The sequence below is a fragment of the Micromonospora sp. NPDC049048 genome, assembly GCF_043197615.1.
Taxonomy (GTDB): Bacteria; Actinomycetota; Actinomycetes; order Mycobacteriales; family Micromonosporaceae; genus Micromonospora.
This window is the reverse complement of the sequence record NZ_JBICTM010000005.1, coordinates 184334-196600: the sequence shown is the minus strand read 5'-3', so window position 1 is coordinate 196600 and position 12267 is coordinate 184334. Positions and strand designations below refer to the sequence as shown.

The following is a 12267-nucleotide window of genomic DNA, read 5'->3' as shown; positions in this document are numbered from 1 at the left end:
TGCCGGGCGCAGGGCCGGTCAGAGTTCGAGCAGCACCGTGCGCGGGCCGACGTTGACGCTCTCGACCAGCATGTGGGCGCGGAAGCGGCCGGTCTCCACCTTCGCGCCCCGGGCCCGCAGCGCCTCCACGACCGCCGTCACCAGGGGCTCCGCGACCTCGGCCGGGGCCGCCGCCGTCCAGCTCGGACGCCGGCCCTTGCGGGCGTCGCCGTAGAGCGTGAACTGGCTGACCACCAGGATCGGCGCGCCGGTGTCGGCCGCGGACCGCTCCTCGTCGAGGATCCGCAGCTCGTGCACCTTGCGGGCCATCGTGCGGGCGGTCTCGACGGTGTCGGTGTGGGTGACCCCGAGCAGCACCAGCAGCCCGTCGTCGATCGCGCCGACCAGCTCGCCGTCGACCGTCACACCGGCCCGGCCGACGGTCTGCACCACGGCCCGCATCAGTCGGTCACCGGCTCGATGAAGCCGCGCTCGACGAGGTGCGCGACGATCGGGCCCGCCGCCTCGGCCAGTTCCCCGGGCGTGACGTCGTGCGCGGCGGCGAGCAGGGCGAGCTGGTCGCGCAGCGGCAGCCGCCCGTCGGCCCCGCCGACCAGGGCCAGCACGAGCGGGTCGATCTCCTCGGTCCAGCGCAGCCCGTGGGGCATGGCCAGCACCTGCCGGTCCACCGCCCAGCCCTCGTCACCCATGGTGGCCTCCTGCCGCAGCTGGAGGCCGTCGGCGGCCCGGAACCGGGCGGCGAGCAGCCCGTCGGTGTCGCGGGCGCGCAGCCAGTCCTGGCGGTCGAACCAGGTGCCGATCCGGTCGCCGAACGGCGCCTGCACCCGCTGGCGCAGGTCCTCCACGCGTACGACCGGGTCGTCGTGGCCGGCGCGGCGCAGCGAGACGAGGCCGAAGCCGACCGCCTCCACCTTGTGCGCGTCGAACCAGTCCAGCCACTCCGCCATCCGGCGCGGGTCGGCCGCCTCGCCGACGTCGGTGAGCCAGAGGTTGACGTACGCCATGGGGTCGGCCACCTCGCGCTGGATGACCCAGGCGTCCAGCCCCGTGCCGGCGAACCAGCCGGTCACCCGCTCGGCCCAGTCCTCGCCGGCGACGTGCACCCAGTTGGCCAGGTACTGCATGGTCCCGCCCTCGGTGAGCAGGCCGGGCGCGGCGGCGGCCAGTTCCGCGCCGATCGCGTCGCCGACCCGCCCCGAGTCCCGGTAGACGTGCGTGGTGGTGCCCGGCCCGACCACGAACGGCGGGTTGCTCACCACCAGGTCGAAGCGGCGCCCCGCGACGGGCGCCACCAGGTCGCCGCGCAGCAGCTCCCAGTCCTGGCCGTTGAGGGCGGCGGTGGTGGCGGCGAAGCGCAGCGCCCGCTCGGAGACGTCGGTGGCGGTGACCCGCCGGGCGTGGGTGGACAGGTGCAGCGCCTGTACGCCGGAGCCGGTGCCCAGGTCCAGCGCGGTCTCCACGGGGCGGCGGACGGTCGCGCCGATCAGCGTCTGCGTCGCCCCGCCGATGCCGAGGACGTGCTCGGCGTGCAGCGGGCGGCCGGGCCGGGCGCTGGCGGGCACGTCCGCGAGCACCCACCACTCGTCCCCGTACGGCTCCAGGTCCACGCCCATCCGTAGCCCGTCGCCGTGCCGCTCGACCAGGCCCCCGGCGAGCGCCTCGTCCAGCGACAGCGGCGCCAGCGCCGCGGCGACGGCGGCCTCGGGTTCGGTCTGTTCGCAGACGAACACCCGGATCAGGGTGTTGAGCGGGTCGGGCTCCTCGGTGGCGCGCAGCGCCGCCCGGAAGTCGTTGCGGGCGACCCCGCCGGTGGCGTGCGCGCCGAGCCGGGTCGCGATGCCGTTCGAGGTGAACCCGGCCCGGGTCAGCGCGGTCCGCAGCGCGTCGACGCCGGCGGGGGAGAGCAGCATGTCGTGTCCGTCCACGTTGCCATCCTGCCTGGTTCGCGGCGCCGGCACGCGGCCACCCGGCGATCCACGGCGCGGCCGGCGGGCGGCCACGCCGTGTGCGCGCCGGCCGGCGAGCGGTCGGGCACACCTCCCGGAAACCGGCACGTACGCGTTGCCCACGGTCGCGCCCACCGGTCACGCTGTCCGCGTGATGGCTGTGCGGGTCGTGTGCGGCAGGGCGGCCGGCTGGTGGCAGCATGGTGGCCATGGCGCTCTCCCTGCCCATCGACCCCGAGGCCAACCGGCTGCTGGAGCGCAGCCCGCTGGCGCTGCTGCTCGGCATGGTCCTCGACCAGCAGGTGCCGATGGAGAAGGCCTTCTCCTCGCCGTACGTGCTGGCGCAGCGCCTCGGGCGCGACCTGGACGCCCGGGAGCTGGCCGGGTACGACCCGGAGGCGCTGGTCGAGATGTTCGCCCGGCCGCCGGCGCTGCACCGCTTCCCGAAGGCGATGGCGGCCCGGGTGCAGGAGGTGTGCCGGGTCCTCGTCGACCGGTACGACGGCGACGCCACCCGGCTCTGGTCCGACGCCGCCGACGGCCGTGAGCTGCTGCGCCGCATCGGCGACCTGCCCGGCTTCGGCACGCAGAAGTCGCAGATCCTCCTCGCGCTGCTCGGCAAGCGCTTCGGGGTCACCCCGGCGGGCTGGCGGGAGGCGGCCGGCGGCTACGGCGACCCGGACGCCCACCGGTCGGTGGCCGACGTCACCGACGCGGACTCGCTGCGCCGGGTGCGCGAGTACAAGCAGCAGATGAAGGCGGCGGCGAAGGCGAAGACCGCTGCGGGCTGACGCAACCGCGAGGTTGGGCCGGTCGTTGTAGCCAGGATGGCGACGACGGGCAGCCGATGACGGACGAGCGCGCCGGGCGGCTGCTGCGGCCGGAGGAGAGCTCGCCCCGGCCACCTTCCTGGAACTCTTCTTCGACCTGGTCTTCGTCTTCGCGCTGACCCGGGTATCGGTGCGCCTCGTCGACGGCACCGGGGACTCGGTCGGGACGCTGCTCGCCGAGATCGGGCATACGGGCGTGCTCTTCCTCGCCCTGTGGCTGCTCTGGTCCATCACCACCTGGGTCACCAGCCGGTACGAGCCGGAGCAGCCGGTGATCCAGTTCGTGGTGGTCGGGTCGATGTTCGGCGCCATGGTGATGGCCGTGGCGCTGCCCCGGGCGTTCGAGGAGCGGGCGGTCCCGTTCGTGCTGGCGTACCTGGCGGTGATGGTCGTCCGGCCGCTGGTCATCGGCCTGGCGCTGCGCGGTCACCCCCGCCGGGCGGTGCCGCTGCGACTCTTCGCCTGGGCGGTCGTGGGTGCCGTGCCGTGGCTGGTCGGGGCGTTCGGGCCGGACCAGCTGCGCCTGCCGCTCTGGGTGCTCGCCCTGGTCGTCGACTACACCGGCCTGCTGCGCGGCTGGCCGTTGCCCCGGCTGGGGCCGGCGCGCACCTCCGGCTGGCTGATCGCCGGTGAGCACCTCGCCGACCGGTACCAGCAGATCTTCCTCATCTCACTGGGGGAGACCATCCTGGTCATCGGGCTGACGTACAGCGGTACGGAGTTCACGACCGACCGGGCCGGCGCCTTCACGGCCGCCTTCGTCACCACGGCCCTGCTGTGGCGGATCTACTTCCACCGGGCGGGTCACCTGCTCGCCGAGGCGCTGCGGGTGGCCCGGTCGCCGGGGCGGCTCGGCGCCTCCGCGAGCCGCACCCACCTGGTCATCGTGATCGGCGTGCTGAGCACCGCCGTCGGCTACGAACTGGCGATCTCACACCCGTACGGCCGGACCGATCCAACCTGGCTGGTCTTCGTCGTCGGCGGCCCGGCCATCTTTCTGGCGGCCCGGGCCCGCTTCGAGTACGAGATCTTCGGCCGGGTGTCCCGGTCCCGGACGGCCGGCCTGCTGGTGTTGCTCCTGCTGTCCCCGGCGCTGGCCCTGGGGCCGCCCATGACCGCGCTGGCGGCGGTCGCCGTCGTGCTGGCGGCGGTGGCGTTCGCCGACGCGCGGCGCAGCAGGGGGCGTCCACCCGAGCCGGCCGCGTCGCCGCTCGGGCACGGCGGGACCGGCGGGGGCGAGTTTCCCGCGCCGTGATCCGGCCGGGTCAGGCGGCGGTGGGCCGGGAGAGAGCGGCCAAGGCGCGCCGCACGTCGGCGAGGGAGACCGTCGCCGAGTCGTCGAGGTCGGCCAGGCCCGCCTCGATCCACTGCCGCATGAGCGTGGTGACCCCGATGCCGCGTGCGTCGGCGGCGGCGCGCACCCGCTCGTACGTCTCCAGCGGCAGCCGTACCGAGCGGCTGACCATGGGGGTGTCCGTGTCGGGGGCGGGCAGCTCCACCTGCGGGCTCCCGTCGATCAGCTCCGCGAGCCGGTCGCCGCCGCTGTGGAACTGCTTCGTCGCGTCGTTACGGTTCATCGTCACCGCCTCCTCATCGGCGAGATCTCCGCACGGCCTCGTCGTAGCGCTTCGCCTCGACGTCGCTCAGCTCGCGGGCGGAGAGGATGTCCCAGTCGTTGTCGGTGCCGTCGGCCTCGGCGAGCAGGACAGCCAGCCGGCGCCCCCGGCGGGCCGCGGCGTAGACGACCATCACGTCGTCGCCGAGGTGCCGGATCACCCGGCGGGTGCTGTGCAGCGCCTCCCAGACTTCCCCGGGCGTGACGTCGTAGACCCTCAGGTTGGCCAACGCCTCGTCGGTGAAGCTGAACCTGCTGCCCACGGCGCGAGCGTACCACGATCGTAATACGAGGGATGGTTGCCGCGAATCTCGCTCCGCGGGCGGCGGAGGTGTCAGGATGGGGCGTAACCCCTCGAGGAGGTCCGTGGTGAAGCGTCAGGCGTACCAGCCGATCCTGATCACCGACGCCTCGCGCAGCCAGGACGACCAGCTCACCAGCCGCCAGAAGCGCTACGTGCTGATGATGGCCATCCGGATGGCCTGCGTGATCGTCGGTGCCGTCCTGGTCAGCGTGCGGGCCCCGCTGCTCTGGCTCTGGCTGCCGCTGGTGGCCCTGGGCATGGTGGTCATCCCGTGGCTGGCGGTCCTGCTGGCCAACGACCGCCCGCCCAAGGACAAGCACCGGCTGGCCAACCGGTTCCAGCCACGGCACCGGGACGAGACCCCGCCGATGAGCCTCACCGCCGAGGAGCGCCCGCACAAGGTCATCGACGCCGAGCCCTGATCCACCCGCCCCGGTCAGGGGGCGGGGCGGGCGCCGATCTGCGAGACCGCGAGGGCACCGAGGTCGCCGGCGCGGCGCAGCGCCACCGCGGGCTCCGCGCCGTCCAGCCAGGCGGCCAGCAGCCCGGCCGCGAACGCGTCCCCGGCCCCGGTGACGTCGACCACCGCCACCCGGCGTGCCGGCGCCACGGCGACCGAGGAGTCCCGCTCCACCCAGACGGCCCCGTCCGCGCCCTGCTTGACGACGATCCGCCGGGCGGTGGCCGACAGCGCCCGGCCCTGCGCGGCCGGGTCCAGCCCGCCGGCCAGCACCGTCGCCTCGTCGGCGTTGACCAGGAGCAGGTCGATCCCGCGTACCCAGGACAGGAAGGCCGCCGCGCCGACCCGCCGCAGCGGGGCCGCGGAGGCCGCGTCGACGCTGGTGGTGAGCCCGCGCTCGCGGGCGGCGGCCAGCGCCCGCAGCCCCGCCGGTCGGGACTCGGCGTCCAGCAGGGTGTACCCGGACAGGTGCAGGTGCCGCGCGTCCGGCGCGGCGGCCAGCGCCGCGTCGACGTCGCGCGGGGCCAGCCGCAGGTTCGCGCCCCGCTCGGTGATCATCGACCGCTCCCCGGCCGTGGCCAGCACGATGACCGTCCCGGTGGCGCGGTCCGGGCACACGCTCGTCGCGCAGTCCACCCCCGCCCGTTCCAGCTCGGCCACCCGGTCCCGCCCGGCGTCGTCGTCGCCGACGGCGCCGACCAGCGTGACCGGTACGCCCTGCGCGGCGAGCCAGGCCGAGGTGTTGGCAGCCTGCCCGCCGCCGCTGAACCGGATCGCCGCCGGGGTGTCCGACCCGGTGGCCATCGGCCCGGCCAGCACGGCCACCACGTCGGTGATCAGGTCGCCGACGACGAGGACGCGGCCCGCGGTCATGCCCCGGCGCGGCGGGCGGCCGCGGCGACGGCGATCCGGGCGGCGAGGTCGGCGTTGCGCAGGATGATCCGGACGTTCACCGCCAGGCTCGCCCCCTCGGTCGCCGAGTGGAAGTGCGCGAGCAGGTAGGGCGTCACGGCCTTGCCGGTCACCCCGTCGCGCTCCAGCAGGGCCAGCCCGTCGGCGAGGGTCCGGTCGTGCAGCTCCGGGTCGAGCTGCTCGTCGGTCGGCAGCGGGTTGGCCACGATGAGGCCGCCCTGGTGCACGCGCTGCTGCTCCCGGGCCGCCAGCACGTCCGCGACCTGCTCGGCCGAGTCCAGCGACCAGTCCAGGTCGAAGCCGCCGTCGGTGATGAAGAAGCCGGGGAAGCGCCGGGTCCGGAAGCCGACCACGCCGACGCCGAGGGTCTCCAGCCGCTCCAGGGTGGCGCCCACGTCGAGGATCGACTTGACCCCGGCGCAGACCACCGCGATCGGCGTGCGGGCCAGGGTGACCAGGTCGGCCGACTCGTCGAAGGTCTGCGCCGCCTCCCGGTGCACGCCGCCGAGGCCGCCGGTGGCGAACACCCCGATGCCGGCGGCGGCGGCCACCGCGCTGGTCGCGGCCACGGTCGTGGCGCCGTCCGCGCCACTCGCGGCGGCGAGGGCGAGATCGCGTACGGAGAGCTTGGCGACCCCGTCGACGGTGGCGAGCCGGGTCAGCTCCGCGTCGTCCAGGCCCACCACGAGCCGCCCGCCGACCATGCCGATCGTCGCCGGGACCGCGCCCGCGTCACGGACGGCCTGCTCGATCTGCCGGGCCACCCGCAGGTTGTCCGGCCTGGGCAGGCCGTGCGAGACGATGGTGCTCTCCAGGGCGACGACGGGACGCCCGTCGCGCAGGGCGTCGGCAACCTCGCTGCCGTGGCGGATGTGGAAGTCGGTCACGTCACCACCGTACGGCCCCCGTTCCGTCGGCCTGAAGTGGACCGGATCGGGGGTGACCTGCCAGACTTGACGGCCGGAGGTGCACAAAGTGAGCACAGAGGTTCTCGAGCGTCCGGAGCTGAAGGACGCCGACACCGGTCCCGAGATGTTCCACTACGTACGCAAGGAGAAGATCGCCGAGAGTGCCGTCATGGGCACCTTCGTCGTCGCGCTGTGCGGCGAGACCTTCCCGGTCACCAAGGCCGCCAAGCCCGGCTCGCCGGTCTGCCCGAAGTGCAAGGAGATCTACGACTCCTGGGCCGAGTGAACGTGGGCGACCCCTCCGGTCGCGCACGTAACCTTCGCCGGTGACCACCTCCACCGCGCTGCTCCTCGCCGATCTCACCGGGGTGGCGGTCTTCGCCGCCTCCGGGGCCTCCGCGGCGGTGGCCAAACGGCTCGACCTCTTCGGCGTCGTCTTCGTCGGCTTCGTGGCCGCGCTCGGCGGCGGGATCTTCCGGGACCTGGCGATCGACGAGGCGCCGCCGCTGGCCTTCGGCGACTGGCGGTACGCCGCCACGGCCGCCGTCACCGCCGCCGCCGTCTTCTGGCTGCACCCCCAGTTCGCCCGGCTGCGTACCACCGTGCTCGTGCTGGACGCGGCCGGGCTGGCGCTGTTCACCGTCACCGGCACGGTCAAGGCGCTCGACGCCCAGGTGCCCGCGGTCGGGGCCTGCGTGATCGGCATGCTCACCGCGATCGGCGGCGGCCTCGGCCGCGACCTGCTCACCGCCGAGATCCCGGTGGTGCTGCGGCGGGAGATCTACGCCGTCGCCGCCCTCGCCGGCTCGATCCTCGTGGCGCTGCTGGACGCCCTCGGGCACGCCAACGCCGGCTGGCTGACCGCGGCGGCGGTCGTGGTGTTCCTGTTGCGCCTGGTGGCGTTGCGACGGCGCTGGTCGGCGCCGGTGGCCACCCTGCGTCCGCCGCGTACGGGCACCTCCGGCGTCCAGCCCTGACAGGCGTGGCGGATGTGACCAGCGTGGCGTCGGCTGGGTCGGGCGGCCCGCCCTGGTTATGCTGAGTCGGCCTTCGCGGCACCACCTGCGCGGAGGCGTTTTCATGGGCGGCGGTACCCGTGCCCCTCGCCCGGGGTCCGCCGTCAGGCGGTCGGAGAGGAGCTTCCCGTGGCGGCCCGGTTGCCGGCGATCGAGACGTTTCCGGCACTGCGCGCGTGGCAGCGCAAGGCACTCGTGGAGTACCTGCGCCGGCGTGACCCCGACTTCACGGCGGTCGCCACCCCGGGCGCCGGAAAGACCACCTTCGCGCTGCGGATCGCCGCCGAGTTGCTCGCCGACGGCACCGTCGAGGCGGTGACCGTGGTGGCCCCGACCGAGCACCTGAAGACCCAGTGGGCGCAGGCGGCGGCCCGGGTCGGCATCCAGCTCGACGCCGCGTTCCGCAACGCCGACCTGCACTCCTCCGCCGACTTCCACGGCGCGGTGGTGACGTACGCGCAGGTGGGCATGGCGCCCCAGGTGCACAAGCGGCGCACGCTCACCCGGCGCACCCTGGTCGTCCTCGACGAGATCCACCACGCGGGGGACAGCCGCTCCTGGGGCGACGGGGTGAAGGCGGCCTTCGAGGGCGCCGAGCGCCGGCTGATGCTCACCGGGACCCCGTTCCGCTCCGACGACAACCCGATCCCGTTCGTCAGCTACGAGCGGGGCGGCGACGGGCTGCTCCGCTCCCGCGCCGACTCGGTCTACGGCTACGCCGACGCGCTGCGCGACGGCGTCGTGCGGCCGGTGCTCTTCCTGGCGTACTCGGGGGAGACGCGGTGGCGCACCAACGCCGGGGAGGAGTTGGCGGCGCGGCTCGGCGAGCCGATGACCCAGGATCTCGTCGCGCAGGCGTGGCGTACCGCGCTGGACCCGGCGGGCGACTGGATGCCGCAGGTGCTGCGGGCCGCCGACGCCCGGCTGACCGTGCTGCGCAACGCGGGGATGCCCGACGCCGGCGGGCTGATCATCGCCAGCGACCAGCAGGCCGCCCGCTCGTACGCGAAGCTCATCGCGCAGGTGACCGGCGAGCGCGCGGCGGTGGTGCTCTCCGACGACGTGGGCGCCTCGGCGCGGATCGCCACGTTCGCGGCGTCCGAGCAACGTTGGTTGGTGGCGGTCCGGATGGTCTCCGAGGGCGTCGACATCCCCCGGCTGGCGGTCGGCGTGTACGCGACCAGCGCCAGCACCCCCCTCTACTTCGCCCAGGCGATCGGCCGGTTCGTCCGCGCCCGCCGTCCGGGCGAGACCGCCTCGGTCTTCCTGCCCAGCGTGCCGCACCTGCTCGGGCTGGCCAGCGAGATGGAGGCCGAGCGGGACCACGTGCTCGGCAAGCCCAAGGACCGCGAGGGCTTCGACGACGACCTGTTGGAGCGCGCCCAGCGCGACGACCAGGCCAGCGGCGAGCTGGAGAAGCGCTTCGCCGCGCTCTCCGCCACGGCCGAGCTGGACCAGGTGATCTTCGACGGCGCCTCGTTCGGCACCGCCGCCCAGGCCGGCACCCCCGAGGAGGAGGAATACCTCGGCCTGCCCGGGCTGCTCACCGCCGACCAGGTCGCCCTCCTGCTGACCAAGCGGCAGCAGGAGCAGCTCGCGGCCCAGCGCCGACGGGCCGCCAGGCCGGCTGAGACGGCCGCTGAGACGTCCACGGCGCCGCCGGCACCGATGAGTGCCGCCCAGCGTCGGGTCGCCCTACGTCGCCAACTGAACGCCCTCGTGGCCGCCCGGCACCACCGCACCGGGCAGCCGCACGGGAAGATCCACGCGGAGCTGCGCCGCCTCTGCGGCGGCCCGCCGAGCGCGCAGGCCACCATCGAGCAGCTCGAGGAACGCATCGCCACCGTCCAGACCCTCTGAGGTCCGGGCCCGCCTCGGGTCGGGCCGCGGCGTCGGCGTCCCCGGTGCGTAGAAAGCCGGCCGGAGGCCCCGTCTGGGGCCTCCGGCCGGCTTATGTCGTGGGTCGCGGAATCTCTCAGTTCGCCATCAGATCGGCGCCACGCCAGCTGAACTCCGGGTCCGTCGCGAACCGTACGGTGATCTTCACGAGATCCTCCGCGTACTTGTTCGCGTGGTGCCCACAGAACACCAGCTCGCTCCCACCCGCCAGAGTGATCCGGAGCTTGCCGGCAGCATTGCAGCGGTCGCACCGTTCATCGGCGGCTGGGGGAGCCACCGTCTCGGGCGGCGGCGTGAGGGTCGGGGTCATCGCCTTCCTCCTCTGGTCGTCACCGATGAACAATCTCTTCGGTCGTTGCTCACCTATCGTGCAACACCCTGTCCCGGCGCTGCGTTCCCTGTGTGCCCGCGGGGGACCGAGGTCACACATGGCAGGGACAGTGTGCCGTGCACCCAGGGTGCCACGTCAACGATCACAATCGAGCAACCGGACGGTCACCTTCCGACGTTGCACGCCAGGTGGTCAAAACGACACGTTCGGTTGACGTTTGCGATCAGTCCAGGTAATCCCGGAGCACCTGCGAGCGCGACGGGTGGCGCAGCTTGGACATCGTCTTGGATTCGATCTGCCGGATCCGCTCCCGGGTCACCCCGTAGACCTGGCCGATCTCGTCCAGCGTGCGCGGCTGCCCGTCGGTCAGGCCGAAGCGCAGGCGTACCACACCGGCCTCACGCTCGGACAACGTCTGCAACACCTGCTGGAGCTGGTCCTGCAGGAGCGAGAACGAGACCGCGTCGACCGCGACCACGGCCTCCGAGTCCTCGATGAAGTCACCGAGCTGGCTGTCGCCCTCGTCGCCGATGGTCTGGTCCAGCGAGATGGGCTCCCGGGCGTACTGCTGGATCTCCAGCACCTTCTCCGGTGTGATGTCCATCTCCTTGGCGAGTTCCTCCGGCGTGGGCTCGCGGCCCAGGTCCTGGAGCAACTCGCGCTGGATGCGGCCGAGCTTGTTGATGACCTCGACCATGTGCACCGGGATGCGGATGGTGCGGGCCTGGTCGGCCATCGCCCGGGTGATCGCCTGCCGGATCCACCAGGTGGCGTAGGTGGAGAACTTGTAGCCCTTGGTGTAGTCGAACTTCTCGACCGCGCGGATCAGGCCGAGGTTGCCCTCCTGGATCAGGTCGAGGAAGGCCATGCCGCGGCCGGTGTAGCGCTTGGCCAGCGAGACGACCAGCCGGAGGTTGGCCTCCAGCAGGTGGTTCTTGGCGCGCTCGCCGTCCCGCGAGATCCAGCCCAGGTCCCGCTGCATCTCGCGGGTGAGCTTCTCCTCGCCCTCCTCGGCGGCGCGCAGCCGCTCCGCGGCGTAGAGCCCGGCCTCGATCCGCTTGGCCAGCTCCACCTCCTGCTCGGCGTTGAGCAGCGGGACCTTGCCGATCTGCTTGAGGTAGGCGCGCACCGAGTCGGCGGAGGCGGTCAGCTCCGCGTCGCGGCGGGCCTGCTTGAGCGCCTCGGACTCCTCGTCGTCCCACTCGAAGTCGTTGTCGCTGGCCGAGTTGGCGGCGTCGGTCTCGGCGGCCCGGGTCAGCTCCGCCGGCTCCTCGACGACCACGTCCTCGATCTCGGCGGCCAGTTCCTCCGGGTCGATGTCGCCCTCGCCCTTGGCCTTGCCGCCGGCCTTGGCCGAGGCGGCGCCGGCCGCCGCGACCGTCGCCTTGGTGGCCCGGGTCGACTTGGTCGCCTTCGCCGGGGCAGCGGCCTTGGCCACCTCGGCGGTGGTGCCGGTGGCCTTGCGGGGGGCGGCCTTGCGCGGGGCGGGCGCCGCTGCCTCGTCGGCGGCGGGCGCCTGCTTCGGGGCGGGCGCGACGGCCTTCTTGGTGGTCTTGGCGGTGGTGGCCCGGGACGCCGGGGTGGCCGATCGGGCGGCGGCGACGCGGCGGCGGGTGCTCGCCGAGCCGTCCACCACCACGGTCACTCCCGCCTCGGAGAGTGCCCGCAGGATCTTCTTGGCCTGGGCCGGAGTCACCTCGGCGGACTCGACGGTGCGCGCGAGCTGAGCCGACGTGAGCTGACCGCCGGCGCTCTGCGCGTGGGCGATCAGAGTGTCGGTGAGCGAGCGAACGTCGGCGCCGGTCTGGCGGGGTTCTGTCACGAATGACCTTCCGGAGGCGAAGAGCGAGCACGGCCGGGTCGTCCGACGCAGAGCGGGGCACCTTGCCGGGCGATGTGGTTGAGGGACCCCCGTGTCCCGGGCCGGCCGGTCGTTGGCGGTCCGTCGCAGCGTGGGCAGGGGTGAATTGTAACTCCGTCTGCGACGATCATCCGTCGCCGCACGGCGGACCCGCGGCGGGGACCGCCGATTCGACGTAGATGTGG

At 73.8% G+C, this 12267-nt stretch carries 14 protein-coding genes; 6 read left to right on the top strand and 8 right to left on the bottom strand.

What is annotated here, in order from left to right; genetic code table 11:
• Positions 1 to 18 precede the first annotated feature (18 nt).
• Entirely contained in the window at positions 19 to 441 is a 423-nt protein-coding gene (gene dtd / locus ACGFIG_RS17865) for a D-aminoacyl-tRNA deacylase (protein WP_393004110.1), read from the bottom strand.
• Positions 441 to 1925: a methyltransferase gene (locus tag ACGFIG_RS17860; RefSeq protein WP_393004108.1), complete on the bottom strand. Its 1485-nt coding sequence runs from the start codon at positions 1923 to 1925 to the stop codon at positions 441 to 443. Before ACGFIG_RS17860 ends, dtd begins: the two co-directional genes overlap by 1 nt.
• 221 nt (positions 1926 to 2146) lie before the next feature.
• Between ACGFIG_RS17860 and ACGFIG_RS17855 the strand changes: the two genes are divergently transcribed.
• The gene (locus ACGFIG_RS17855; RefSeq protein ID WP_393004106.1) at positions 2147 to 2737 is read left to right on the top strand and encodes an HhH-GPD-type base excision DNA repair protein; all 591 of its coding nucleotides are present in this window, start codon (positions 2147 to 2149) and stop codon (positions 2735 to 2737) included.
• Positions 2738 to 2906: 169 nt separating this feature from the next.
• Complete coding sequence (locus tag ACGFIG_RS17850; protein WP_393004104.1) at positions 2907 to 4031, top strand: low temperature requirement protein A; 1125 nt, start codon at positions 2907 to 2909, stop codon at positions 4029 to 4031.
• Between the two features lie 10 nt (positions 4032 to 4041).
• Here the strand turns inward: ACGFIG_RS17850 and ACGFIG_RS17845 are convergent, their stop codons facing one another.
• Both ACGFIG_RS17845 and ACGFIG_RS17840 read right to left on the bottom strand, forming a co-directional pair.
• Complete coding sequence (locus ACGFIG_RS17845; RefSeq protein WP_101414717.1) at positions 4042 to 4353, bottom strand: hypothetical protein; 312 nt, start codon at positions 4351 to 4353, stop codon at positions 4042 to 4044.
• A 13-nt stretch (positions 4354 to 4366) separates the two neighbouring features.
• Positions 4367 to 4654: a hypothetical protein gene (locus ACGFIG_RS17840; RefSeq protein WP_225851882.1), complete on the bottom strand. Its 288-nt coding sequence runs from the start codon at positions 4652 to 4654 to the stop codon at positions 4367 to 4369.
• A 106-nt stretch (positions 4655 to 4760) separates the two neighbouring features.
• Here ACGFIG_RS17840 and ACGFIG_RS17835 point away from each other — a divergent pair, with 106 nt between their 5' ends.
• Complete coding sequence (locus ACGFIG_RS17835) at positions 4761 to 5117, top strand: DUF3099 domain-containing protein (protein WP_393004102.1); 357 nt, start codon at positions 4761 to 4763, stop codon at positions 5115 to 5117.
• 14 nt (positions 5118 to 5131) lie between these two features.
• Here the strand turns inward: ACGFIG_RS17835 and ACGFIG_RS17830 are convergent, their stop codons facing one another.
• Both ACGFIG_RS17830 and ACGFIG_RS17825 read right to left on the bottom strand, forming a co-directional pair.
• On the bottom strand, positions 5132 to 6028 hold the full coding sequence (locus ACGFIG_RS17830; protein WP_393004100.1) for a carbohydrate kinase family protein: 897 nt from the start codon (positions 6026 to 6028) through the stop codon (positions 5132 to 5134).
• Entirely contained in the window at positions 6025 to 6954 is a 930-nt protein-coding gene (locus ACGFIG_RS17825; protein ID WP_393004098.1) for a pseudouridine-5'-phosphate glycosidase, read from the bottom strand. The genes ACGFIG_RS17830 and ACGFIG_RS17825 overlap by 4 nt, the downstream gene beginning before the upstream one ends.
• An 88-nt stretch (positions 6955 to 7042) precedes the next feature.
• On the opposite strand from ACGFIG_RS17825, the gene ACGFIG_RS17820 reads away from it, so the two are divergent.
• The 3 genes from ACGFIG_RS17820 (at position 7043) to ACGFIG_RS17810 (ending at position 9851) form a co-directional block, all read left to right on the top strand.
• Positions 7043 to 7261 carry a DUF3039 domain-containing protein gene (locus ACGFIG_RS17820; RefSeq protein WP_357564418.1) on the top strand — a complete coding sequence of 73 codons (219 nt, stop codon included), beginning with the start codon at positions 7043 to 7045 and terminating at the stop codon, positions 7259 to 7261.
• 40 nt (positions 7262 to 7301) lie between these two features.
• Positions 7302 to 7952 (top strand): trimeric intracellular cation channel family protein, encoded by a 651-nt coding sequence (locus tag ACGFIG_RS17815; protein ID WP_393004096.1) that lies wholly within the window; start codon positions 7302 to 7304, stop codon positions 7950 to 7952.
• Positions 7953 to 8120: 168 nt separating this feature from the next.
• On the top strand, positions 8121 to 9851 hold the full coding sequence (locus ACGFIG_RS17810) for a DEAD/DEAH box helicase (protein ID WP_393004094.1): 1731 nt from the start codon (positions 8121 to 8123) through the stop codon (positions 9849 to 9851).
• A 115-nt stretch (positions 9852 to 9966) separates the two neighbouring features.
• On the opposite strand, the gene ACGFIG_RS17805 is transcribed toward ACGFIG_RS17810, so the two are convergent.
• Together ACGFIG_RS17805 and ACGFIG_RS17800 are read right to left on the bottom strand one after the other, a co-directional pair.
• Complete coding sequence (locus tag ACGFIG_RS17805) at positions 9967 to 10200, bottom strand: hypothetical protein (protein ID WP_074474066.1); 234 nt, start codon at positions 10198 to 10200, stop codon at positions 9967 to 9969.
• Between the two features lie 244 nt (positions 10201 to 10444).
• Positions 10445 to 12043, bottom strand: a complete 1599-nt coding sequence (locus ACGFIG_RS17800; protein ID WP_393004092.1) for an RNA polymerase sigma factor — start codon at positions 12041 to 12043, stop codon at positions 10445 to 10447.
• Between the last annotated feature and the right edge of the window lie 224 nt (positions 12044 to 12267).

Coding starts and splice junctions, on each gene's coding strand:
- dtd (WP_393004110.1), bottom strand. CDS start 441: ATGCGGGCCGTGGTGCAGACCGTCGGCCGGGCCGGTGTGACGGTCGAC.
- ACGFIG_RS17855 (WP_393004106.1), top strand. CDS start 2,147: ATGGTGGCCATGGCGCTCTCCCTGCCCATCGACCCCGAGGCCAACCGG.
- ACGFIG_RS17845 (WP_101414717.1), bottom strand. CDS start 4,353: ATGAACCGTAACGACGCGACGAAGCAGTTCCACAGCGGCGGCGACCGG.
- ACGFIG_RS17830 (WP_393004100.1), bottom strand. CDS start 6,028: ATGACCGCGGGCCGCGTCCTCGTCGTCGGCGACCTGATCACCGACGTG.
- ACGFIG_RS17805 (WP_074474066.1), bottom strand. CDS start 10,200: ATGACCCCGACCCTCACGCCGCCGCCCGAGACGGTGGCTCCCCCAGCC.